Source organism: Methylobacterium sp. FW102-HT35C08, from assembly GCF_058790235.1.
Genome location: NZ_JBYTCL010000002.1, coordinates 5,709,236 through 5,731,236 on the forward strand (window position 1 = coordinate 5,709,236; position 22,001 = coordinate 5,731,236).

Consider the following 22,001-nt stretch of genomic DNA (forward strand, 5'->3'; position numbering starts at 1 on the left):
ATGTCCACGACGCCCGAGCATCGTTTCGAGGTCGGCATCATCGTCGCGCGGCGGCGCCTGACCGGCCCCTGGGCGAGCCATGCCTGGCTCCCGGTCGGCGCCCTGCCGGCGGCGGCCGCCGCGTCGCCCTGGACGAAGCTTTCCGAGACCGAGGACGAGGCGACCTTCTATGCCGGCTCGTACGAAGTCGCGCTGCATCCGGGCGAGACCGGGCACTACCGCGACAATCTCGTCTCCGGGCGCCCCTCCCTCTGGGTCGCCCTGCGCAACAGCGGCGACGAGACCTACGAGGTCGCGAGCGTCACGGCCGACCCGTATGAGGGTGAATCCATGGCCGAAGGGGTCGGCGAGATCGTCGAGCCGGTGCCGATGCCGCCGGAGGTGCAGGCGAAGCTTCTGGCCTTCTTCGAGGCCTTCCACGTCGAGCGCAAGTTCGAGAAGCGCAAGCGCGATCGCGCCGATCCCGAGGCGCTGGCCCGCCGGGCGCACGGGGCCCGGGAGCGGCGCGAATGAGCGAGGGGTTTCTCTCGCGGTGGACGCGGCGCAAGCTCGCCGTGCGCGCCGCCGCCCTGGCGGAACGCGGCGCGCCGACCGCCCCCGACGCGGCGCCTCGCCCGGCGCCGGACGCGGGGGCCGCCGAGACGGATCTCATCGCGCCGCAGCCCGGATCCGAGGCGCGGCCGCCGGAACCGGAGCTGGCGGACGATCCGGTTGTGGATCTCCCGCCCCTCGAAGCCCTGACCCCGGAGACCGATCTCGCCCCGTTCCTGCGGGCCGGCGTTCCGACGGCCCTGCGCAACGCGGCCCTGCGCCGGATGTGGTCGCTCGACCCTGCCATCCGCGACTTCGTCAGCGAGGCGCGGGAATACGCTTACGACTGGAACAGCCCGGGTGGCGTCCCTGGTCTCGGTCCGCTTCTGCCCAGCGACGACGTCGAGGCAATGCTCCGGCGTCTGCTGGGCGGGGCCGCCAAAGCGACGCCGGCGTCGGGTGAGACCCGCGATAGCCAGCCCGAAGGTTCGCCGGAGCCCGGTAGGGCGCCGGAATGTCCCCTTGTGGCCGATGCCGCTCCGCCCGGACCCGATCCGCAGGACCATGCGCCGGCCCTCCCGGCCCCCGCGGCCACGGTCCAGCAAGCCGCTCCGGCCTTCCCCGATCCGACGCCCGCGCGCGATCCCGGGCCCGTGGTCGACGGAAAGGAGACGAGTCCGGGACCGCGCCTGCGGCGGCACGGCGGCGCGATGCCCAATACGAGCTAGGAGTTTTGGATTGCGGGAGATAAGAGCCCTTCTTATTGTCGTTCCAGAGAGCGAGATCCGTCCGATCTCGGGCGAGTAGAAAACTCCAGTGGCGTCGGCGTTCGGACCTGTGGAATCGGAGGCGCTGGGCGGCGCCCGCGTGGACGACGTCGACAGTCTCCGCGCGCGGCACTACGATCTCCTGGCCGTCCTGCTCGGACGTCCACCCGGCCAGGCCCTGCTCGATACGCTCGCCGGCCTCTCGGGCGGCGAAGGGATCCTCGGCCAGCACGTCGCGGATCTGAGCCGCGCGGCGGCAGAGGCTACGGGCGCGGGGGTCGAGCGCGAGTTCTTCGCGCTGTTCATCGGCGTGGGCAGGGGCGAGCTGCTTCCCTACGCCTCCTACTATCTCACCGGCTTCCTCAACGAGCGCCCGCTCGCGCTGGTCCGAGAGGATCTCGCGGCCCTCGGCCTCTCGCGAGCCGAGGCTATGAGCGAGCCGGAGGACCACCTGGCCTTCCTCATGGAGGTGATGGCGGGGTTCGCCGGCGGGCGGTTCGCGGCCGAGCCCGATGTACAGGCGCGCTTCTTCGGCCGACACCTCGTCCCCTGGGCGGACCGCTTCTTCGGGGATCTTGAGCGGGCGAAGAACGCGCGCTTCTACCGGGCGGTGGGCAGCCTGGGACGGATCTTCATGGAGGTGGAGGCGGAAGCCTTCGCGATGGATGCGTGACGGGGATGCGGTGCCCGGTGGTCGGAGCGTGACCGAAAGGCGTGACGTGGGTTTGCTATCAAGCGGGTGTCGCTGAGGGAGTTGGATGATGCGGCAGGATCCGAAGACGCTCGGTCGTCGCCAGTTTTTCCGGGCGCTCGGCGGAAGCACCGTGGCGGCCGCCGCCGCGGTCGCGTCGCCGATGGCTGCGACGGAGGCCCAGGCCTACGACCCGGGCCAGGACGAGACGCGCAGCCGGTACCGCCTGAGCGATCACGTGAAGGCGTTCTACCGGACCAACGGCTACGAGACGCTCCTGAAAAATCCCGAACCTGCGCCGGGGACGAAGTGAGGCTGCCATGCTGACGAAGCGGAAGAGCGGCGAGGCCAGCCGCAGCAAGCATCAGGCGGTCGCGGCCGGTCTCGCGGCGGGCGTGCTCGACCGGCGTGCGTTCCTGCGCAAGTCTGGGCTCACGGCCGGAGCGCTCGCCGCCGCGGGCTCGATCCAGCTCGGCGCCGTCCGCAAGGTCGAGGCCGCCGGCTCGTCGGCGGTCGGGCCGGGGACGGTCATCAAGAAGAACATCTGCACGCATTGCTCGGTCGGCTGCACGGTGACCGCCGAAGTGGTGAACGGCGTGTGGGTCGGCCAGGAGCCGTCCTGGGCGAGTCCCATCAACCGCGGCACCCATTGTGCCAAGGGGGCCGCCATCCGCGAGCTGGTCTCGTCGGACCGCCGCCTGAAATACCCGATGAAGCTCGTCGGGGGCCAGTGGCAGCGGATCTCCTGGGATCAGGCGATCGACGAGATCGGCGATAAGCTGCTGCAGATCCGCGAGAAGTGGGGTTCCGATTCCGTCTACTGGCTCGGCTCGGCCAAGTACACGAACGAGGCCGCGTACCTGCTGCGGAAATTCGGGGCCTTCTGGGGCACCAACAACGTCGACCATCAGGCGCGCATCTGCCACTCGACCACCGTGGCCGGCGTGGCGAATACCTGGGGTTACGGCGCCCAGACCAACTCGTACAACGACATCCGCAACGCCAAGACCATGATCATCATGGGCGGCAATCCCGCCGAGGCGCACCCGATCTCGATGCAGCACGTGCTGTCCGGGAAGGAGATCAACCGCGCCAACCTGATCGTCATCGACCCCCGTTTCACCCGCACGGCGGCGCACGCCACCGACTATGTGCGCATCCGCTCAGGGACCGACATCCCGGTCGCGTGGGGCATGCTCTGGCACATCTTCCAGAACGGCTGGGAGGACAAGGAATTCATCCGCCAGCGCGTCTACGCGATGGACGACGTCCGCAAGGAGGTCGCCAAGTGGACGCCCGAGGAAGTGGAGCGCGTGTCCGGCGTGCCGGGCGAGCAGCTCCGCCGCGTGGCGGAGAAGTTCGCCAAGGAGAAGCCCGCCACCATGATCTGGTGCATGGGCAACACGCAGCACACGGTCGGCACCGCCAATGTGCGCGCCCTCTGCATCCTGTGCTTGGCCACGGGCAATGTCGGCAAGCCGGGCACGGGCGCCAACATCTTCCGCGGGCACACGAACGTGCAGGGCGCGACCGACCTCGGCCTCGATGTGACGACCCTGCCGCTCTACTACGGCCTCGTCGAGGGCGGCTGGCGGCACTGGGCCCGCGTCTGGGAGGTGGACTACGCGTGGCTGCAATCGCGCTTCGATGAGGTTCCCGCGGCTGCCGGCCGCAAGGCGCGGTCCCGCAAGGAGAACATGGAGACCCCGGGCATCACCTCGACCCGCTGGTTCGACTCCGTGAACCTCCCGCCCGACCAGATCGATCAGCGCAGCCCCACGCGGGCGATGATGATCTCGGGCCATGGCGGCAACACCGTCACGCGCCTGCCCGAGGCCCTCGAAGGCCTGAACAAGCTTGACCTGATGGTCGTCGCGGACCCGCATCCGACCACCTTCGCGGCGCTCGACGCCCGGCAGGACAACACCTACCTGCTCCCGATCTGCACCTCGCTGGAGATGGACGGCTGCCGCACGGCCTCGAACCGGTCCCTGCAATGGGGCGAGCAGATCGTGAAGCCCGCCTTCGAGTCCAAGAACGACTACGAGTTCCTCTACCTGCTCTCGAAGAAGCTCGGCTTCGCCGACCCGATGTTCAAGAACATCAAGGTCGAGAATAACGTCCCCTTGGCGGAGGACATCCTGCGGGAGATCAACCGCGGCGGCTGGTCGACGGGCTATTGCGGGCAGTCGCCCGAGCGCCTGAAGGCGCATATGCGCAACCAGCAGAAGTTCGACCTCGTCACCCTGCGGGCGCCGAAGGACGACCCGGAGGTCGGCGGGGATTATTACGGCCTGCCGTGGCCCTGCTGGGGCAAGCCGGAGATCCGCCATCCGGGCTCGGCCATCCTGTACAACACGGCTTTGCACGTAAAGGAGGGCGGCGGCACGTTCCGCGCGCGCTTCGGCACCGAACGCAACGGCGAGACCCTGCTGGCCGAGGATTCCTACTCAAACGGCTCGGACCTGACCGACGGCTATCCGGAATTCACCCTCGGCGTGTTCAAGAAGCTCGGGTGGGACAAGGATCTCACGGCGGACGAGCTGGCGACGATCCTGAAGATCGGCGGCGACAAGCCCGACACGGTGAGCTGGGCGACCGACCTCTCGGGCGGCATCCAGCGCGTCTGTCTCGAGCACGGCGTCTCGCCGTTCGGCAACGGCAAGGCGCGCGCGAATGCCTGGAACCTGCCCGACCCGGTGCCGGTCCACCGCGAGCCGATCTACTCACCGCGCCCGGATCTCGTGGCCAAGTACCCGACCCGGCCCGATGAGCGTCAGTTCCGCATGCCCAATATCGGGTTCTCGGTGCAGAAGGCGGCCGTCGAGCGCAACGTCGCCCGGGATTTCCCGATCATCCTCACCTCGGGCCGCCTCGTCGAGTACGAGGGCGGCGGCGAGGAGACCCGCTCCAACCCGTGGCTCGCCGAGCTGCAGCAGGACATGTTCGTCGAGATCAACACCGGTGACGCGGCCGAGCGCGGCATCAAGGATGGTCAGTGGGTCTGGGTCACGGGCGCGGAGAACAACTCTAAGACGAAGGTGAAGGCCCTCGTGACCGACCGCGTGGGGAAAGGCGTCGCGTTCATGCCGTTCCATTTCTCCGGCTGGTACCAAGGCAAGGACATGCGCGACTACTACCCGAAGGGCACCGACCCGGTCGTGCTCGGCGAGAGCGTCAACACCGTCACGACCTACGGCTTCGATCCCGTCACCGGCATGCAGGAGACGAAAGCCACCCTGTGTCAGATCCGAGCGGCCTGAGAGGAGCGACCTGATCATGGCGCGCATGAAGTTTCTCTGCGACGCGGATCGTTGCATCGAGTGCAACGCCTGCGTCACCGCCTGCAAGAACGAGCACGAAGTGCCGTGGGGCATCAACCGGCGGCGGGTGGTGACGCTCAACGACGGAAAGCCCGGCGAGCGCTCGGTCTCGATGGCCTGCATGCACTGCACCGACGCGCCCTGCGCGGCCGTGTGCCCGGTCAACTGCTTCTACACCACCGCCGACGCGGTGGTGCTGCACTCCAAGGACATCTGCATCGGCTGCGGCTACTGCTTCTACGCCTGCCCGTTCGGCGCACCGCAGTACCCGCGCGTCGGGAACTTCGGGTCCCGGGGCAAGATGGACAAGTGCACCTACTGCTCGGGTGGCCCCGAGCCCGATCTCTCGACCGCCGAATACGAGAAGTACGGTTCGAACCGGCTCGCGGAGGGCAAGTTGCCGCTCTGCGCCGAGATGTGCTCGACCAAGGCTCTGCTCGCGGGCGACGGCGAGATGATCGCCGAGATCTACAAGCAGCGGGTGATCAAGCGCGGGTACGGCTCGGGGGCCTGGGGCTGGAAGACGGCCTATCGCGAGACGATCGCGATCTGATGTGGGGCTGCTCCTCCGCTGAGGGGCGCGCAGGAACAGGGACCGCGGCAGCGTCCGCGGACCGCTCGACCGATCTGAAAGGAACGCCGATGCGGCGGGCATGGACGCTTCTCAGCACTCTCGTCCTGGCAGCGGCGCTCTGGACGGCACCGGGTGTCTACGGGGCCGCGCAGGCGCAGAACCCGATCCAGGCCGATGGGCAGAACCCGATGGGTGCGAATCCCACGGCGGATTCGATCAATGAGGAGCTTCTGTTCCGGCAGGCCCCCAAGATCAGCGGGCGCATCAGCATCCCGGACGGCAAGGCCGCCAACCTGATCCAGCCGCAGGGCCGCGCGTACCAGATGTTCCGCGAGGGATGGCTGCCCTGGATCGGGGCGCTCGTGATCCTCGGCATGCTCGCAGCCCTGGCGCTCTTCTTCCTCTGGCGCGGCCGGATCATCACGGATCACAGCCAGGAATCCGGCAAGAAGATCCTCCGGTTCAACGCGTTCGAGCGCTTCACGCACTGGATGACGGCCGTGTGCTTCATCATCCTGTCCCTGTCCGGCCTGAACTACATCTTCGGCAAGCGGCTGCTGATGCCGCTGATCGGGCCGGATGCCTTCGGTGCGCTGGCCCAGTATGCGAAGTACAGCCACGTCTATCTCGCCTGGCCCTTCATGCTGGGCGTCGCCTTCATGATCGTCGTCTGGATCCGGGACAACATCCCGAACCGGATCGACTGGGAGTGGCTGAAGGCGGGGGGCGGCTTCATCGGCAGCAAGCACCCGCATGCGGGCCGCTTCAACGCGGGCCAGAAGGGCGTGTTCTGGATGGTGGCCGGCTTCGGCGCCGCCATGGGCGCCACCGGCCTGATGATGCTCTTCCCGTTCGCGCTCTTCGACGTCAACGGGATGCAGATTATGCAGGTGATCCATTCCCTGATCGGCATCGTCTTCATCGCCGGTATCCTGGCCCACATCTACATCGGCACGCTGGGGATGAAGGGCGCCTACGACGCGATGGGCAGCGGTCAGGTCGATCTGGCCTGGGCTCGCGCGCACCACGACCTCTGGGTCGAGCAGGAGCAGGCTCGCACCGCGAGCGGCCCGCAGCTCGGATCCCGCCCGGCACCGGCCGAGTGATGGGCCGGGCTCAGATCAGGACAAGCTGACATGAAAGCTTTCATCGCCGCCGTCCTTGCCGCCGTTCTCCTGGGCGTCGCGGCCATGCTGGCGCTCACGAGCAATCAGAAGTTCGCCTACCAGGCATTCGCCACCTCGGGTGCGCGGGTCTCCGAGCCGGGCACCAACCTGGTCGGCCCACGTTGGAACGGCGACCCGTCCCCCGATGAGTTCGCCGGCGAGCCGCATGGGAAAGCCGAGGGCGCCGCCTCGCAGCCGAAGCGCTCCTGAGGCCCGGCATTCGAGCGCCAGCAGCGACGAGACCAAGCTTTCAGGAGGAGCGCATCCGATGAAGCGGCGACTGAGCACTTTCGCCCAGGCAATCGGTCTGGCAGGGGCCCTGCTCGTAGCGGACAACGCGCTCGCGCAGGAGAGCGGCACAGCCGCCCGGTCCGGGCGTCCAGCCAATCTCTGCCAGGAGCTTCTGGCCTTCGTGAAGCAGCCGGAGCCGGCGAAGGAGGCCGCCGCGACGCCTCCGCAACAGGCGACCGCTGTTTCAAATCCCTCGGGGGCAAGCCAGGGTACGGCCTCTTCCGCAGGCGGCGACGTCCAGCAGAAATCCGGGCTGAGTGGCCCGACCCCGGGAGGTTCGCCAAATCAGGCGGGCACCGATGCTCAGCGCGGGCCGGCGAATCAGGCGAAGGATGCGCCGGCTGCCACCAAGCCGGCATCGGCACCTCACCCGGACGCCGCCACCATCGCGGCGGTCGAGGCCGCGGCCGCAGCCGACGACCAGCTCGGATGCCGTTCCGCCGCGCGGACAATGCGGATGCACGGTGTTGCCCTCCCGCCACCGCTCCTCGCGCTCGCCGCGCTCGATCCGAAATTCTACGGTCGGTAGCATCCGGTCTTCAGCACCTCACGTCGCGGTGCGCTGGCGGCTTCCGGAACCGGCGCGCACCAGCCGCGTCTGGCCTTCGTGATCCTTCGCGATGATGTCTCAGGCCAAGGGCGGATGTAGGGCCCCGCGAGGCGCGGATCATGCAGCGGCGCGCGCAAGGGCTTCGAGGATCAACTCGATCACGGCCTTGGGTTGTTCTTGCTGTACCCAGTGGCCGGCCCCCTCGACGAAGTGGCAGCCGAGCATGCGCGCGCAGGCTTTCCCCTGCATGCGCTCCAGCGCGCCGGGGGCTTGGAACGGACCCCAGTCACTCCGCCCGGCCACGAACAGCGCGGGAACCTCGATCCGCCGACCGGCGAACCGCGCCAGGTCGCGGGCCAGGCTCCCATCCATTCGGCAGCGGTAGCCCTGGAGCGCCCCCTGGAAACCGGTCCGCGCGTACGCGTCGACGTAGACTGCAAGTTCCCGATCGGTCAGCCACGCGCAGTTGACACCCGCGTCGGCGGGCATCTCGGGGGCGACCGTCGCCGGCATGCTCCGTCCGAGATCCATGATGTAGTAGGTCGGTAGCTCCGCCAGCGTCTCGGCGGTCCAACGCGCGAGCGCGTGCGGGCGGTTGTCCGGCCAGTCCGCACTCTTGTGGTGGAAATAGGCGCGCAGGAAGGCCGTCAGGCCCTGCGGGCTGCCATCCATGTCGGGCGCGGCCGATCGTGACGCATAGTAGAGGTGGTAGTGCTCGCGCGGGCGCGGCAGGGCCGCGAGCGCGGTGTGGATCGGGTCGTCGGCGGGGGCATGCAGACTTCGCTCCAGCGCGTCGAACGTCGGGGCACCGGCAAACGGCGCGCTCATCAGCACGACTGCTCCGAACACGTCAGGCCGGGCCAGCGCGCAGTAGCCGGCGATCCAGGACCCAAAATCGTGCCCGATGATGGCGGCGGCTCGGTGCCGGCCAAGTGCGCTCGCCAGACACAGCAGATCGAGAAGGTGATTGTGTAGGCGGTAGGGCGCGAGGTCATCGTCGTAGCCGACCGGGCCGTTCGACGTGCGGCCATAGCCGCGCAGGTCGGGGGCTACGACGTGGTAGCCGGCCGCAGCCAGGGCCGGCATGATCTTGCGCCAGGAAAAGGCGATCTCTGGGAAGCCATGTACCAGAAGGATAAGGGGGCGGCCGGGCTCGCCGTGGCCGGCCTCCAGCACGTGCATGCGCAGCCCGTTGACGCCGTCGACGAAGCGCGCGCGGATCCCGTGTGGAAGCGCCTCGAAGGAAAGTGGCGAGAGGTTGGCAATACCCATTTCGTGCGCTCCACGGCTGCCAAAGGGGCGCGGTGCCCGAACCTAGCGCGCGACCCGGGACCGGCCAATCCGGCCGCGGAGCAACGCAGCTGAACCCCCGCAGCAGCTTTCCCAAAGCGCCTCTCTGTAGATCGGTTCAGACCGCCGCTCGGACAAGCGGACGCCGTCCGCTTGCGGGATCCTGCCGGGTTCCGCTGGACGGCAACAATCGGCGGTAAGCCTGCTTGACGGCCACCCCCGACCAGAATGCGCAGAGAGTTGCATCCCGCTAGAACAGAAGAGTGGAGTGCCGCGTTGCCTCGTGCAAGCGCGAGGTTCCGCCATGGCAAGCGTCACGTACCAAGTGGTCGAGCACGATGGAGGTTGGGCGTATAAAGTCGGTGATGTGTTCTCCGAGACGTTCCCAACTCGGAAGGATGCGCATGCGGCTGCGGAACGTGCGGCAGCGGAGCAGCGTGCACCGGACGATGACACTGTGATCAGCTACGAAGATGAGAAGTACCGGTGGCACGACGAGACCGCCCGGGGCGGTGACCGGCCCGAGACGAACGTCGAGGATTGATGGTGGTGGGTAGCAGACCTGCCTGCTTCTCCCGGCTTTGGCGTTCGTCCACCGTCAGTCGACTTTTGCGCGCTCATCCGGGCCTGAGGGCGCCTTGGGGCTGATCGGGGAAATGGACAGCCGTTCAGGTCAGATGCTGTCCGGTAGCCGCATTTGCCCGTTGAGGCGCGCCTCAGCGGACAGTCCGCTCGTGCGTGTCAGCAAGCGGCAGGTCGATCGAGCAGCGTAGCTCGTCCTCACCCAGTTCGTAGCTCGTGTGCGCCTTGAGCGCGTAGGGCAGCGCCTTCTCGATCAGTTCGCGCCCGTAGCCGCGCTGGACCGCGCTCTGCGCCTCAGGCTTCCGGATCCCCTCCTCAAGCCACAGCAAGGAGAGCCGCTGCTCCCCGGCCTTGGCGGTATAGGTGTTCCAACTGACCCATAGCTCGCCCTGCGCGCTGGCCAGAGCCCCGTATTTATGCGCGTTGGTGGCCAGTTCATGCAGGGCCAGAGCCAGTGTCTGCACGCTGGCCTTGCGCAGAACCACGCGCGGCCCCTCCAGCGCCACGCGGTTCTGCATCGCAGACACCCCGAAGGCGTCGAGTTCCGTGCGGATCAACCCCCTGAGCGTGATGGGCTCCTGGTCGGAGCGCGAGAGCAGCCCCTGCACGCGGGCCAGAGCTGAGAGCCGGTCGTTGAACTGCTCGCAAAACGTCTCTGTCGGGCCGGTCTGCACCATGGTCTTCTGCGCGATGGCGCGCACCACCGTGATCAGGTTGCGGGTGCGGTGCTGCAGCTCACCGACCATCACGGCCTGACGCTCCTGCAACTCGCGCAGCTCGTGAATGTCCATGGCCGCGCCAAACCATTCCGTCACCTGGCCCTGCGCGTCGAAGATCGGCACCTGTCGCGCCAGAAACCAGCGGTACTGCCCGTCTCGGCCGCGCAAGCGGAGCTGCATGCTGATCGGCTGCCGGCTCTCGATCCCGCTTCGGAAGAGCTCACGGGCGGCCTTTCGGTCGTGGGCATGAATCGGCTCAAGCCAACCGAAATCGTCCACCTCACCTGTCAGCTGGCCGGTGTAGTCGAGGAAGGACCGGTTCTCCGAGAAGTTCGTGCCGCTTGCGTCCGAGCGCCACAGGATGACGGGCACAAGGCTCGCCAGGGCCCGGAACCGCTCTTCGCTTTCCCGGAGACGCTCCTCGGCGCCGTGCCGGTCTGTGAGATCGGCTGTGACCGCCAGCAGCGTGCTCGGCTGATCTGGTCCATGGTGCAGCGGCTGTACGCGGCTGTTGGCCCACACGAACGTGCTGTCCGGGCGCATATAGCGCTTGTCGAGGGAAGCGGGCTGATTCGTCCGGAGTGCCTCGGAGACGGCCTTCAGGCTCGGTGGGACATCGTCCGGGTACGTGACATCCATGACCGTCAGGCGCAGAACCTCGTCACGGGTGCGCCCCAGGATTCGGCAGAGTTCATTGTTGGCCCGCAGGAAGCGGCCATCCTGCGCGAGCTCCGACAACCCGACAGCTGCATTGCCGAAGATCGCGGCGAGTTGCTCGTCACTCGCACGCAGAGCCGTCTCGGCGCGCGTGCGCCTGCCGATCTCGGTGCCCACCATGTGGACGTAAGCCACATGTCCCGCCTCCTCGCGCACGGGCGTGAGAATGGCGTCGAATGCGGCGGCCTGCGGAGTGCCTTCGCCGCGTGTGTCGAGCGGCTGACCGTGGACTTGCACGACCTCGCCCGCGAACGCCCGCCGGTAGAAGGGTTCAGTCGTAACCCAACCGGCCGGAAAGGCTTTTGGCAGAGGCTGGCCGAGAGCTGCGGGATGGTGCGCACCGTAGAGCGCGGCGGCGGCATCGTTGTAGATCAGGATGTGATCGGGCCCGCAGACAAGGCTGGCCACCAGCGGGTTGGCCACCACCATCTCGACAGCGAGCTTGAGGCGCGGCGACCAGTGCTCGACCGATCCGAGCGGTGTTGCCGCCCAATCATGAGCACGAATGCGCTCGGCCATCTCTCCCTGGCCGGGTCTCCACACAGGCGAGCTGGTATTGCTACCCATCCTGCGTCTCAAATCTTGCCGTCAGGACCGAGTTTATCCGAGATTTGAAGCGACGGACAGCAACGCAGGTGACGCCGCTTGGCTCAGAGTCTCGCGTGATAAGGGCTAGGCAGTAATCAGGTCTGCCGCGTCGGAGAACAGCAGACACCTTCAGTCCGCTGAGCGGCCAGAGGCAGCAGGGCGCATTCAGCAGCGCACGCCAGTCTCAGCTTCCACGTGATGCCGCGCCTTGCTGAGGACTGAGCAGGGATCATACCCTCTGGTTCTCGCGAGAAGCAGCAGGTCGGTGATCAAGTCTACGATCTCGCAGGCGGGCACACCACCGGTCCAACGCCGGTCAGCGCCTTCGGCGTGGAGGTAAGCGTCGAGAGCGGCTTGCGCGAGTTCAACGCGTCTGATCGTCGTGGGCATAGGCGTTCTCCCAGCCGCCCAGCCATGTCGACGATTGAGCTGGCGCGGACATGCGCGCGCTGCGCCTTGAGAAGAACGTTGCGGAACCGGAATGCGTCCCCTGGTGATCCCTGGGACGCTGACATCGCGGCGGTGCTGTCGCGGCCCGCGAGCGCGATGCCAGAGCGCCTATCGGGCCGTGAGCTGCTGAGTTGGTGTTTTCGACGACGAACCTTGGAAAGCGCACAACATACCTGGTCGCCGCGTGTCAGCCCGCGGGGCCGCGCGTCGATGCCAGTCCGGCCCTCCGACGCACGGATACCGGGTCAGCGCGGCACAGGCGCGCCGGCGCTCGGGAAGAACAGCTGTTCGCCGCCGACCTTGTAGCCCGCGATCGCCTGCTGCCCCGCCGGCGAGACAAGCCAGTCGATGAAGGCCTGCCCCACTTTCGCCTTCACGCCAGGGTGCTTGTCGGGATTGACCAGCATCACGCCGTAGGGGTTGAACAGGCTCGGGTCCCCCTGAACCAGGATGACCAAGTCGGCGCGGTTCTTGAACGCGAGCCAGGTCCCCCGGTCGGCGAGGATGTAGGCGCCGAGCGCTGAGGCCGCGTTGAGCGCGGGGCCCATGCCCTGGCCGACATCCCGGTACCAGGGTCCGCGCACGGCCGCGAGATCGACGCCCGCCTCCTTCCAGCCGCGCAGCTCGGCGCTGTGGGTGCCCGAGCGGTCACCGCGCGACACGAAGGCCGCCTTGCTGGCCGCGAGCTTGGCGAAGGCCTCGCGCACGCCCAGGCCGCGCACGCCGGCCGGATCGGAGGCCGGGCCGATCAGCACGAAATCGTTGTACATCACGTCGTAGCGCGTTTTCGCGAAGCCCTCGGCGAGGAACTTGTCCTCGGCGGGACGGTCGTGGACCAGCACCACGTCGGCATCGCCGCGGCGCGCTGCGTCGAGCGCCTGGCCCGTGCCCAGAGCGACGACCTTCACGTCAATCTTGGATGTCTCCCGGAAGAGCGGGAGGATGTGCTTGAACAGACCGGACTGCTCGGTCGAGGTTGTCGAGGCGACGACGATCGAGGTCGGTTCGGCGTCAGCCGACGGCAGGAGGCCAGCCGCGCTCAGGAGGGCAGCCAATCCCAGGGTCAGGATGCGACGACGGAAGGGGTCCACGGCAACTCCCCAGCGAGGTAGGCCCGCGCCTCGGAGGTGCGCGGCGAGAACAGGATCTGGCGGGATGGACCATGCTCGACGGCGCGGCCGGAGGCCAGCACGATCGCCGTGTCGGCGAGGCGCGCCACCTGCCCGAGATTGTGTGAGACGAGCACCACGGTGGTGCCCGCCCGCGCCATCGCGGACACCAGCCCCTCGACGATCTCGGTCGAAGCCGGGTCGAGGTTCGCGGTCGGCTCGTCGAGGAGGAGCAGGTCCGGTTCGACCGCCCAGGCGCGGGCCAGCGCCAGCCGCTGCTGCTCGCCGCCGGAGAACCGCGTCGCGGCATCGCGTGCACGCTCGGCGAGGCGGACCCGGGCGAGCGCCTCCTGCACCCGCGCGGCGCGCGCAGGACGAGGGAGGCCCCCGAGAGCCAGCGCGACGTTCGCGGCCGCGGTTGCGCGGATCAGCGCGGGCCGCTGAAACACGAAGGCCCGCCGGTGCGGGCCGACCCGTACCGTTCCGCTGTCGGGTCGCAGGAGCCCGTCGATGACCCTGAGGGTGACGCTCTTGCCCGCTCCGTTCGGGCCGATGATGGCCGTGACGCTGCCCGAGGCGACCTCCAGGCAGAGATGGTCGAGCACCGTTCGCCCGTCGAGGGACAGAGCCACGTCTTCGAGGCGGATGGCCGGCGTCGCGCTCATCCATACACCCGTGCGGCGTGCCGGCGGAGCAGGGCCACGGCGACATTCACCACCAGAACGAGGCCGATCAGCACGAGGCCGAGCGCCAGGGCGAGGCTGAGATCGCCCTTCTGGGTCTCCAGCGAGATCGACGTCGTCATCGTGCGGGTATAGCCGTCGATGTTCCCCCCGACGACGAGGACCGCGCCGATCTCCGAGATCGCCCGGCCGAACGCGGCGAGCGCCGCGGTCACGAGGGAGAAGCGCACGTCGTAGATCATCGCCCCGGCCTGACGCGGCGCGGAGAGCCCGAGGGAGCGCAGCTGCTCCCCGAGATGCACCCGGGCGTCGGCGACGACCTGCTGCGTCAGGGCGGCGACGAGCGGGGTCGCGAGCGTCGCCTGTGCGGCGATCATCGCGCCGGGGGTGAACAGCAGGCCGAGCGGTCCGAGCGGACCGGAGCGGGAGAGGACGAGGTAGAGGGCGAGGCCGACGAGCACCGGCGGCAGCCCCATAAAGGCGTTCAGCAGGCCGACCACAGCGCCGCGTCCGGGAAAGCGGGCGACAGCCACGCACGCACCCAGGGGTATGCCGAGCACGAGACCGATGCCGACGGCGGTGAAGCTGACACGCAGCGACAGCCACGCGATCGCCAGCACGTCGCGATCCAGACTGCACAGGCGGGACAGGATTTCCTGAAGCGTCTGCATCATGCGCCCGGGCCCGTCCTCAGGAACGGGACGACGCGGATGGCGCGATCAGCCGATGAGTCCGACCTCGAGACGCAGGTTCGGCGGAATGGACCTGTCATGCCTACCAGGGAAACGCGTGCGGATAGTCAGTGATCATATCGCCCGAGGCGACCGTTGTCGTGGCGTCGGGACGTTCGACGAGGCCATCGCTGTCCGTCAGGGAAGCGAGCAGTCACCCTTCGCGGGGGAACATGCTCGCCACGGGAGCATCGTCGTGCCGCATTCCAGGCAGAGCCGCACGTATTCTCGCCGACGCGGCTTCTTTCGGTATTCGAACGCGGCGCACGCCGGGTCGACCGCTGCGCCGAGCGGAAGCAGCGCGCGCCGGATCGATTGAAGGCAGTGGCCGCCGACATCGTGTTCGTCTAGCGCGCGAGCAGGCATGGAAGCACCGGTCGCCGATGTGATGAAACGGGGGTGACAGGGGTTCACGATGCCGGCCCTTGATCATCGAACCCGGATGGCGCATCGCCGCCATGATGATCCGAAATGCGTCCTCGGCGCTGATCCCGCTTCGGGAGGCGGCGAACCTGCTCAGCGGCGAAGCTGCTCCTGTCGCCCCCGCGACGGTTCCGCTCGCAGCGGCGCTCGGACGCGTAGCCGCAGGAGCGGTCGTCGCGGGCTCCGATGTGCCCGTGGGTTTGACGGCAATGCGGGACGGCTTCGCGGTCGATGCCGCTTCGGTGGGCGGCGCATCGGCCTACGCGCCGATCTTCCTGGGGCGGCCACCGCCATGGGTCGAAGCCGGACAGCCGCTGCCGTCCGGCACCGATGCGGTCTTGCCTCCGGAAGGCTTTGTGGACGGCATGGTCGTCGCGGATATCGCCCCGCGGGAAGGTGTGTGTGGAGCGGGCGACGACGTCGCTGGCAGCGAGAGGCTGATCGAGGCGGGCACCCGGATCGAGCCGCTTCACCTGCTCATCTTGGAATCGGTCGGTCTCAAGGTGGTGAACGTCCGTCAGCCGCTCCTGCGCGTCGTCACCGCGGGGTCGTCCAGCCTCGATACCGTGTCGCCCCTGCTCGGGCGTCTGATCGCGCGGGCAGGCGGGGCGACCGAGGCCGTTCGCGCCCAGGGAGTCCGGGACATCGCCGAGGCCATCCGCGGCGGCGCAGCGGACGCGGTGCTGGTGGTCGGGGGAAGCGGTTTCGGCCGCTCGGACCATAGCGCTGCGGCCCTCGCCATCGCCGGGGAAGTCCGCGCGCACGGCATCGCAATGCGGCCCGGGGAAACCACCGCCGTCGGCTCCGCAGCCGGCAGGCCGGTTCTTCTGGTGCCCGGGCGTCCCGAGGCGGCACTCGCCGCATTCTTGGCCCTCGGCCGTCCTCTCATCGCGCGGCTCGCCGGCGCGCAGGATTGCTTGCCGCGGCAGCACGTCCTCGTACGGAAGATCGTCTCGTCGATCGGTCTTTCCGAGGTCGTCTTCGTCCGGAGCGGCCCGGATGGCATCGAGCCACTCGGCGGAGTCGGCCTTCCGCTCAGTCGGTTGGTGCAGGCGGACGGCATCATCGTGGTCGAGCCGGAAAGCGAAGGCTTCCGGGCTGGAGAGGAGGCGAAGGTTTGGCCCCTGTGAGCGGCGATGCAGACCGTGACGACGCGGATTTCGCCGAGCGTCTCGCCGCGGCCTCGAGCCAGGAGCAGTTTCTCAGGGTGATGAGCCGGGACGATGCGCTCGCAACGTTCCGGGCGGCCGTCCCGCATACGCGCCTGCCTTCCGAGACGGTGCCCTTGGAAGACGCGCTCGGGCGCGTGCTCGCCCGCGACGTCGCCTCGCCGATGGACGTTCCGCCCTTCGACCGTTCCCTGGTCGACGGGTTCGCCCTGCGCGCGGCCGATACGGAAGGAGCCGGGCCGGCGAGCCCGCGGCGTCTCACGCTGAACCGCGAGATCCTTGCCTGCGGCGTCGCGCCGACCGTCGTCGTCTGGCCGGGAACGGCGACGCCGATCTCCACCGGCGGCATGGTCCCTCGTGGCGCCGACGCGGTGGTGATGGTCGAGCACTCGGAGTTCGACGCCCGGAGCCTCGCCGTCGATGTCCTGACCGCGGTTCGGCCCGCGCAGTTCGTGGGCTATGCCGGGGCCGACATGGCCCGCGGCGAGACGGTGCTGCGCAAGGGAGCGCGGATCACCGCCCGCGAAATCGGCATGCTGGCGGCGTGCGGCCTGGCGGCCGTCGATGTCACCAGACGCCCGCGCGTTGCGGTCCTGTCCACGGGAGACGAACTGGTCGCACCGGGCGAGCACCTGCCCGAAGGCGCGATCTACGACTCGAACGGCGCGATCATCGCGGCCGCGGTGACCGAGAACGGCGGGGAGCCGATCCGGCTCGGGATCGTGCGCGACGATGCTGCCGTCCTCGAGGCAGCGCTCCGGTCCGCCCTCCGGGACAGCGACCTCGTCGTGCTGTCGGGAGGCACGTCCAAAGGCGCCGGCGACGTCTCGCACCGTGTGCTGTCCCGCCTCGGCGAGCCGGGAATCCTGTTCCACGGCGTGGCCCTGAAGCCCGGGAAGCCGCTCTGCGTGGCGGTGTCTCAGGGAAAGCCGATCATTGTCCTGCCGGGATTCCCCACCTCCGCGATGTTCACCTTCCACGACTTCGTCGTCCCGTTCGTGCGGGCGCTTGCCGGGCTGCCGCCGCGGGAGGACGAGACGATCGAGGCGCGCGTGTCCCAGCGGGTACCCTCCGAGCTCGGTCGCACCGAGTTCGTGATGACCTCGCTCGCCCTCGGTCCAGAGGGGACGATGGCTCTGCCGCTGCCGAAGGGCTCGGGTTCGGTCACCGCCTTCTCGCAGGCGGACGGGTTCTTCGCGGTTCCAGCCGCGCGCGCAGGCATTGAAGCCGGAGAGGGCGTCGCCGTGGTCCGCCTGGGGGCCGGCGTGCGGGCGCCCGACCTGACGATCGTCGGCAGCCATTGCATCGGTCTGGACCGGGTGGTCGGCCTGCTCGCCGAGCGAGGGTACCGCGCCCGCACCATCTGGGTCGGGTCGGCCGGCGGCCTTGCCGCCCTGCGACGCGGCGAATGCGATGTCGCCGCCATGCACCTCTTCGATCCCGAGACGGGCCGGTACAATGCCCCGTTCCTCGCCGAAGGGATGTCCCTCGTGCCCGGCTGGCGCCGCCTCCAGGGCGTCGTGTTTCGCCGCGGCGACGTCAGGTTCGAAGGTAGGGACGCCGCGGACGCGGTCGCCGCCGTGCTCGCCGACCCCGACGCCGTGATGGTCAACCGCAACGCCGGATCGGGCACGCGCCTGCTTGTCGACGGGCTGCTGAACGGTGCCCGGCCGGCGGGGTTCTGGAACCAGCCGCGCTCGCATAACGCCGTCGCCGCGGCGGTCTCGCAAGGCAGGGCGGACTGGGGCGTGGCCATAGCGAGCGTCGCGGATGCCTACGGGCTGGGCTTCCGTCCGCTGACGGAAGAGGCTTACGACCTGGCATATCGCGAGGACGCCCAGGGGATGCCGGCGCTCGCGGCCTTCCTGAGTCTGCTCGGCGAGCCCGGGACGGCCGCCGCGCTGCGCGATCTGGGCTTCTCGCCCGCCGCAGAAACCGCGTGACGCGCGCGTGGCCTGCCGCCCTTGCCGCAGGCGGCGTGCCCCCGACCCGCGATGAGGTGGACCCACCTCAGTGGAACGAAACGGACGATCCTGTCGCCCGCCGGGATGATCGACGAGGCCGTTTCGCGTAGGGACGCCTGCGAGGCGCTGGGGCCTCCGGCGAAGCGGCGGTGTGCGTTGGGCGAGGACACGGGCATCAGTTTGCGGATCGAGCTCGGCTCGGACACCTTGCTGGGACCGGGCAAGGCCGCCCTTCTGAGCGGCATCCGCGACACCGGCTCCATCGCCGCCGCAGGGCGCCGGATGGGCATGAGCTACAAGCGAGCCTGGTACCTCATCGATACGTTGAACAAGGCGTTCCAGGAGCCGCTCGTCTCCGCGAGCAAGGGGGGCCGCCGAGGCGGCGGGGCGGTCCTGACGAGCACGGGCGACACCATCCTCGAAAGTTACCTACGCATGGAGCGGCTCGCCTCGGAGGCCGTGGCGGCCGAACTCGATCTTCTCGCTTCGCTGATGAAGCCCGACTCCTAGGATCGAGGACCGCGCGGAGGCGCGCATCCATCGGGCGCAGAGTCCTGAGGTTGTGCGTCGGCCCGGTAGCCTGCTGCTCGGTGCCGGCTGCTTCCGGCGCTGCCCGCCGAATCTTCCTGTGATCCGCTGTCCAAGTCCGGCGGCACGCCTGAGCGCGCCGCCGGAGGTCTCGTCGCCTACTCGGCGGCCATGGGCGTCGCGTGGACGGCGGAGGCCCGGGCCGCGCAGAACTTGAACTCGGGGATCTTGCCCATCGGGTCCAGCGCCGGGTTCGTCAGCAGGTTGGCCGCGGCCTCGGCGTAGCAGAACGGCATGAAGATCATGCCGACCGGCACGTCGCGGTCGGAGCGCACCTTCAGGTGGACGGCGCCGCGGCGCGTCTCCAGCTTCATCGTGTCGCCGGGCTCCAGCCCGAGCCGGTAGAGCTCCTTCGGGGCCATGAAGGCGACCGCCTCGGGCTCCAGCGCGTCGAGGACGCCAGCGCGCCGGGTCATCGACCCGGTGTGCCAGTGCTCCAGCACGCGGCCGGTCGACAGGACCATCGGGTAGTCCTCGTCCGGCAGCTCGTCCGGGGGCACCACGGCGGCCGGGACGATCTTCGCGCGCCCGCTCTCCGTGGGGAAGCCGGCATAGAAGATGATCTCGTTGCCGGGCTTGTCCGGCGCGTCGACCGGGTAGGTCACGGCGCCCTCGCGCTCCAGGCGCTCCCAGGTGATGTTGTTGAACGACGGCATCACCATGGCCATCTCGCGGAAGATGTCGGCCGGGCCGCCGTAGTTCCAGGGCAGGCCGAGGCGCTTCCCCAGTTCCTGGATGATCCACCAATCCTGCCGCGCGTCGCCCGGCGGGGACACCACCGGCTGCGAGATCTGCACGCGACGGTCGGTGTTGGTGAAGGTGCCGGCCTTCTCGGCGAAGGCGGAGGCCGGCAGCACCACGTCGGCGTGGAAGGCGGTCTCCGTCAGGAACAGGTCCTGCACGACGAGGTGGTCGAGCATCGCCAGGGCGTGACGGGCGTGGTTCAGGTCGGGGTCCGACATCGCCGGGTTCTCGCCCTCGACGAACATGCCCTTGATCTCGCCGGCGTGGATCGCCCGCATGATCTCGACGACAGTGAGGCCCCTCTGCGGGTCGAGCTTCTGACCCCAGAACTCCTCGAACATCTCCCGCACCGCGGCCTTCTCGACCGACTGGTAGTCCGGATAGACCATCGGGATCAGGCCGGCGTCGGACGCGCCCTGGACGTTGTTCTGGCCGCGCAGCGGATGCAGGCCGGTGCCGGGGCGCCCGATCTGCCCCGTGACGAGGGCCAGAGCGATCAGGCAGCGCGAGTTGTCCGTGCCGTGGACGTGCTGGCTGATGCCCATGCCCCAGAAGATGATCGAGGACTTGGCGCGGGCGTAGAGCCGGGCGACCTCGCGCAACGTCTCCGCGTCGATGCCGCAGACCGAGGCCATCTTCTCCGGCGTGAACTCGACGATCTTCTCCTTGAGCGCCTCGAAGTTCTCGGTGTAGCCGGCGATGTACTGCTCGTCGTAGAGCCGCTCCTCGATGATCACGTTGAGCATCGCGTTGAGCATCGCCACGTCCGAGCCGGGCTTGAACGCGAGGTGCTTATAGGCGTGCCGCGACAGCACCTGCCGGCGCGGGTCCATGACGATCAGCTTGGCGCCGCGCTGCTTCACGGCGTTCTTGAGGAAGGTCGCCGCGACCGGGTGGTTCACGGTCGGGTTGGCGCCGATCACGATGATGACCTCGGCGTCGAGCGCCGCCGAGAACGGCGCCGACACGGCGCCCGAGTTCAACCCCTCCATGAGGGCGGCCACCGACGAGGCGTGGCACAGCCGGGTGCAGTGGTCGACGTTGTTCGAGCCGAACCCGAGCCGCACCAGCTTCTGGAAGAGGTAGGCCTCCTCGTTCGAGCCCTTCGCGGAGCCGAAGCCGGCGAGCGCCTTGCGGCCGTGCGTGTCGCGGACCGTCTTGAGGCCGCCGGCGGCGCGGTCGAGCGCCTCCTCCCAGGTCGCCTCGCGGAAGTGCGTCCACGGGTTGGCCGGGTCGACTTGGTCGTTGGCGTCCTTCCGAACGTTGTCCAGGCGGATCAGCGGCGCCGTCAGGCGGTGGGGGTGGTGGACGTAGTCGAAGCCGAAGCGCCCCTTCACGCAGAGCCGGTTGTGGTTGGCCGGGCCGTCCACGCCCTCGGCGTAGACGATCTTCTCGTCCTTCACCTTGTAGGAGACCTGGCAGCCGACACCGCAATAGGGGCACAGCGAGGTCACCTCGCGGTCGGGATAAACCGTCCGGGTGTTGTGCTCGGCGTCAAGATAGGCGGACGGCATCAGCGCGCCGGTCGGACAGGCCTGGACGCACTCGCCGCAGGCCACGCAGGTCGAGCCGCCCATCGGGTCGTCGAAGTCGAACACCACCTTGGTGCCCGCCGAGCGGTAGGCCATGCCGATGACGTCGTTGACCTGGACCTCGCGACAGGCTCGGATGCAGAGATTGCACTGGATGCAGGCGTCGAGATTGACGCTCATGGCCGGGTGGCTGAAGTCGCCGGTCCAGCGCTCGGCCGCTGGAAACCGGCTCTCGGATACGTCGAGGAAGTCGGCCTGCACCCAGAAGTGCGATGTCGGGTCGTGCGAGGTCTCGCGCTCGGGCTGGTCGGCCACGAGCAGTTCGAGCACCATGGCGCGCGCCTTGGTGGCGCGCTCGGTCGCGGTCTTGACCTTCATGCCCACGGCCGGCGTGCGCTTGCACGAGGCGGCCAGCACGCGCTCGCCCTCGATCTCGACCATGCAGGCGCGGCAATTGCCGTCCGGACGGTAGCCGGGCTCGGGCTTGTGGCAGAGGTGCGGGATGTGGGTGCCGAGGCGCTTGGCGACGGCCCAGATCGTCTCGCCGGGGCCAGCCTCGACCTGCTGTCCGTCGAGCTCAAACGCGATGGTCGGGGGTGCGGTCGGCCGCTCCTTCAGATCGTGCAGTCCCGACGGCTCCGGTGCCGCCTGGCCGCCCGCCTTCGCGCCTTCCGAGTAGGAGCCGCCGGCCCCCGGCTTCGGACCCTGCGCGGGGCCGCCTGCATCCTGCAGCCCGTCGGCCCGGATCTCGGACTTCTCGGTCTTGTTGCCGTGCTGTTCGGGGGCGTTGCTCATGCGGCCGCTCCTGGCTCGGACATC

General features: G+C 68.9%; 19 protein-coding genes. 13 read left to right on the forward strand and 6 right to left on the reverse strand.

Annotated elements, in window-relative coordinates; translation table 11 throughout:
- The 9 genes from AC3WSN_RS27335 to AC3WSN_RS27375 all read left to right on the forward strand — a co-directional run bounded on the left by AC3WSN_RS27335 (position 1) and on the right by AC3WSN_RS27375 (position 7,872).
- Positions 1–513, forward strand: coding sequence for a DUF3305 domain-containing protein (locus tag AC3WSN_RS27335; RefSeq protein ID WP_091785514.1), 513 nt, complete (start codon positions 1–3; stop codon positions 511–513).
- Positions 510–1,259, forward strand: a complete 750-nt coding sequence (locus AC3WSN_RS27340; RefSeq protein ID WP_492542248.1) for a DUF3306 domain-containing protein — start codon at positions 510–512, stop codon at positions 1,257–1,259. Before AC3WSN_RS27335 ends, AC3WSN_RS27340 begins: the two co-directional genes overlap by 4 nt.
- An 88-nt stretch (positions 1,260–1,347) precedes the next feature.
- Complete coding sequence (locus AC3WSN_RS27345; RefSeq protein WP_492542250.1) at positions 1,348–1,971, forward strand: TorD/DmsD family molecular chaperone; 624 nt, start codon at positions 1,348–1,350, stop codon at positions 1,969–1,971.
- 88 nt (positions 1,972–2,059) lie between these two features.
- Positions 2,060–2,302 carry a formate dehydrogenase gene (locus tag AC3WSN_RS27350; RefSeq protein WP_492542252.1) on the forward strand — a complete coding sequence of 81 codons (243 nt, stop codon included), beginning with the start codon at positions 2,060–2,062 and terminating at the stop codon, positions 2,300–2,302.
- A gap of 7 nt (positions 2,303–2,309) precedes the next feature.
- Complete coding sequence (locus AC3WSN_RS27355) at positions 2,310–5,252, forward strand: formate dehydrogenase subunit alpha (protein WP_192706344.1); 2,943 nt, start codon at positions 2,310–2,312, stop codon at positions 5,250–5,252.
- 16 nt (positions 5,253–5,268) lie between these two features.
- Positions 5,269–5,865 (forward strand): formate dehydrogenase FDH3 subunit beta, encoded by a 597-nt coding sequence (gene fdh3B, locus AC3WSN_RS27360; protein ID WP_012320149.1) that lies wholly within the window; start codon positions 5,269–5,271, stop codon positions 5,863–5,865.
- An 89-nt stretch (positions 5,866–5,954) separates the two neighbouring features.
- A complete protein-coding gene (locus AC3WSN_RS27365) occupies positions 5,955–6,992 on the forward strand; it encodes a formate dehydrogenase subunit gamma (protein ID WP_492542255.1) in 1,038 nt (345 codons plus the stop codon).
- Between the two features lie 30 nt (positions 6,993–7,022).
- Entirely contained in the window at positions 7,023–7,262 is a 240-nt protein-coding gene (locus AC3WSN_RS27370; RefSeq protein ID WP_192706346.1) for a hypothetical protein, read from the forward strand.
- Positions 7,263–7,320: 58 nt separating this feature from the next.
- Positions 7,321–7,872, forward strand: a complete 552-nt coding sequence (locus tag AC3WSN_RS27375; protein ID WP_492542257.1) for a hypothetical protein — start codon at positions 7,321–7,323, stop codon at positions 7,870–7,872.
- Between the two features lie 138 nt (positions 7,873–8,010).
- Here AC3WSN_RS27375 and AC3WSN_RS27380 read toward each other — a convergent pair whose 3' ends face one another.
- Positions 8,011–9,165, reverse strand: a complete 1,155-nt coding sequence (locus tag AC3WSN_RS27380) for an alpha/beta hydrolase (RefSeq protein ID WP_492542259.1) — start codon at positions 9,163–9,165, stop codon at positions 8,011–8,013.
- Positions 9,166–9,487: 322 nt separating this feature from the next.
- Between AC3WSN_RS27380 and AC3WSN_RS27385 the strand changes: the two genes are divergently transcribed.
- Complete coding sequence (locus AC3WSN_RS27385) at positions 9,488–9,727, forward strand: DUF2188 domain-containing protein (protein ID WP_192706349.1); 240 nt, start codon at positions 9,488–9,490, stop codon at positions 9,725–9,727.
- A gap of 172 nt (positions 9,728–9,899) precedes the next feature.
- On the opposite strand, the gene AC3WSN_RS27390 is transcribed toward AC3WSN_RS27385, so the two are convergent.
- The 4 genes from AC3WSN_RS27390 to AC3WSN_RS27405 all read right to left on the reverse strand — a co-directional run bounded on the left by AC3WSN_RS27390 (position 9,900) and on the right by AC3WSN_RS27405 (position 14,705).
- Positions 9,900–11,720, reverse strand: a complete 1,821-nt coding sequence (locus AC3WSN_RS27390) for a PAS domain S-box protein (protein WP_492542261.1) — start codon at positions 11,718–11,720, stop codon at positions 9,900–9,902.
- Between the two features lie 764 nt (positions 11,721–12,484).
- The gene (locus tag AC3WSN_RS27395; protein WP_492542263.1) at positions 12,485–13,330 is read right to left on the reverse strand and encodes an ABC transporter substrate-binding protein; all 846 of its coding nucleotides are present in this window, start codon (positions 13,328–13,330) and stop codon (positions 12,485–12,487) included.
- The gene (locus AC3WSN_RS27400) at positions 13,303–14,013 is read right to left on the reverse strand and encodes an ATP-binding cassette domain-containing protein (RefSeq protein ID WP_192706352.1); all 711 of its coding nucleotides are present in this window, start codon (positions 14,011–14,013) and stop codon (positions 13,303–13,305) included. Before AC3WSN_RS27400 ends, AC3WSN_RS27395 begins: the two co-directional genes overlap by 28 nt.
- Positions 14,010–14,705: an ABC transporter permease gene (locus AC3WSN_RS27405; protein ID WP_492542265.1), complete on the reverse strand. Its 696-nt coding sequence runs from the start codon at positions 14,703–14,705 to the stop codon at positions 14,010–14,012. Before AC3WSN_RS27405 ends, AC3WSN_RS27400 begins: the two co-directional genes overlap by 4 nt.
- A gap of 518 nt (positions 14,706–15,223) precedes the next feature.
- Between AC3WSN_RS27405 and AC3WSN_RS27410 the strand changes: the two genes are divergently transcribed.
- The 3 genes from AC3WSN_RS27410 to AC3WSN_RS27420 all read left to right on the forward strand — a co-directional run bounded on the left by AC3WSN_RS27410 (position 15,224) and on the right by AC3WSN_RS27420 (position 18,828).
- Positions 15,224–16,315, forward strand: a complete 1,092-nt coding sequence (locus tag AC3WSN_RS27410; protein WP_492543284.1) for a molybdopterin-binding protein — start codon at positions 15,224–15,226, stop codon at positions 16,313–16,315.
- Positions 16,312–18,297 carry a molybdopterin biosynthesis protein gene (locus tag AC3WSN_RS27415; RefSeq protein WP_492542267.1) on the forward strand — a complete coding sequence of 662 codons (1,986 nt, stop codon included), beginning with the start codon at positions 16,312–16,314 and terminating at the stop codon, positions 18,295–18,297. Before AC3WSN_RS27410 ends, AC3WSN_RS27415 begins: the two co-directional genes overlap by 4 nt.
- A gap of 105 nt (positions 18,298–18,402) precedes the next feature.
- The gene (locus tag AC3WSN_RS27420) at positions 18,403–18,828 is read left to right on the forward strand and encodes a winged helix-turn-helix domain-containing protein (RefSeq protein WP_492542269.1); all 426 of its coding nucleotides are present in this window, start codon (positions 18,403–18,405) and stop codon (positions 18,826–18,828) included.
- A 176-nt stretch (positions 18,829–19,004) separates the two neighbouring features.
- On the opposite strand, the gene fdhF is transcribed toward AC3WSN_RS27420, so the two are convergent.
- Positions 19,005–21,977 (reverse strand): formate dehydrogenase subunit alpha, encoded by a 2,973-nt coding sequence (gene fdhF / locus AC3WSN_RS27425; protein ID WP_492542270.1) that lies wholly within the window; start codon positions 21,975–21,977, stop codon positions 19,005–19,007.
- Between the last annotated feature and the right edge of the window lie 24 nt (positions 21,978–22,001).

What these genes read in the sequence shown, in the direction of transcription:
- AC3WSN_RS27385 (WP_192706349.1), top strand. Translation starts at nt 9,488, where the DNA reads ATGGCAAGCGTCACGTACCAAGTGGTCGAGCACGATGGAGGTTGGGCG.
- AC3WSN_RS27335 (WP_091785514.1), top strand. Translation starts at nt 1, where the DNA reads ATGTCCACGACGCCCGAGCATCGTTTCGAGGTCGGCATCATCGTCGCG.
- AC3WSN_RS27410 (WP_492543284.1), top strand. Translation starts at nt 15,224, where the DNA reads ATGATCCGAAATGCGTCCTCGGCGCTGATCCCGCTTCGGGAGGCGGCG.
- fdhF (WP_492542270.1), bottom strand. Translation starts at nt 21,977, where the DNA reads ATGAGCAACGCCCCCGAACAGCACGGCAACAAGACCGAGAAGTCCGAG.
- fdh3B (WP_012320149.1), top strand. Translation starts at nt 5,269, where the DNA reads ATGGCGCGCATGAAGTTTCTCTGCGACGCGGATCGTTGCATCGAGTGC.
- AC3WSN_RS27340 (WP_492542248.1), top strand. Translation starts at nt 510, where the DNA reads ATGAGCGAGGGGTTTCTCTCGCGGTGGACGCGGCGCAAGCTCGCCGTG.
- AC3WSN_RS27370 (WP_192706346.1), top strand. Translation starts at nt 7,023, where the DNA reads ATGAAAGCTTTCATCGCCGCCGTCCTTGCCGCCGTTCTCCTGGGCGTC.
- AC3WSN_RS27400 (WP_192706352.1), bottom strand. Translation starts at nt 14,013, where the DNA reads ATGAGCGCGACGCCGGCCATCCGCCTCGAAGACGTGGCTCTGTCCCTC.
- AC3WSN_RS27420 (WP_492542269.1), top strand. Translation starts at nt 18,403, where the DNA reads ATGATCGACGAGGCCGTTTCGCGTAGGGACGCCTGCGAGGCGCTGGGG.
- AC3WSN_RS27380 (WP_492542259.1), bottom strand. Translation starts at nt 9,165, where the DNA reads ATGGGTATTGCCAACCTCTCGCCACTTTCCTTCGAGGCGCTTCCACAC.
- AC3WSN_RS27355 (WP_192706344.1), top strand. Translation starts at nt 2,310, where the DNA reads ATGCTGACGAAGCGGAAGAGCGGCGAGGCCAGCCGCAGCAAGCATCAG.
- AC3WSN_RS27350 (WP_492542252.1), top strand. Translation starts at nt 2,060, where the DNA reads ATGCGGCAGGATCCGAAGACGCTCGGTCGTCGCCAGTTTTTCCGGGCG.
- AC3WSN_RS27390 (WP_492542261.1), bottom strand. Translation starts at nt 11,720, where the DNA reads ATGGCCGAGCGCATTCGTGCTCATGATTGGGCGGCAACACCGCTCGGA.
- AC3WSN_RS27375 (WP_492542257.1), top strand. Translation starts at nt 7,321, where the DNA reads ATGAAGCGGCGACTGAGCACTTTCGCCCAGGCAATCGGTCTGGCAGGG.
- AC3WSN_RS27405 (WP_492542265.1), bottom strand. Translation starts at nt 14,705, where the DNA reads ATGATGCAGACGCTTCAGGAAATCCTGTCCCGCCTGTGCAGTCTGGAT.
- AC3WSN_RS27365 (WP_492542255.1), top strand. Translation starts at nt 5,955, where the DNA reads ATGCGGCGGGCATGGACGCTTCTCAGCACTCTCGTCCTGGCAGCGGCG.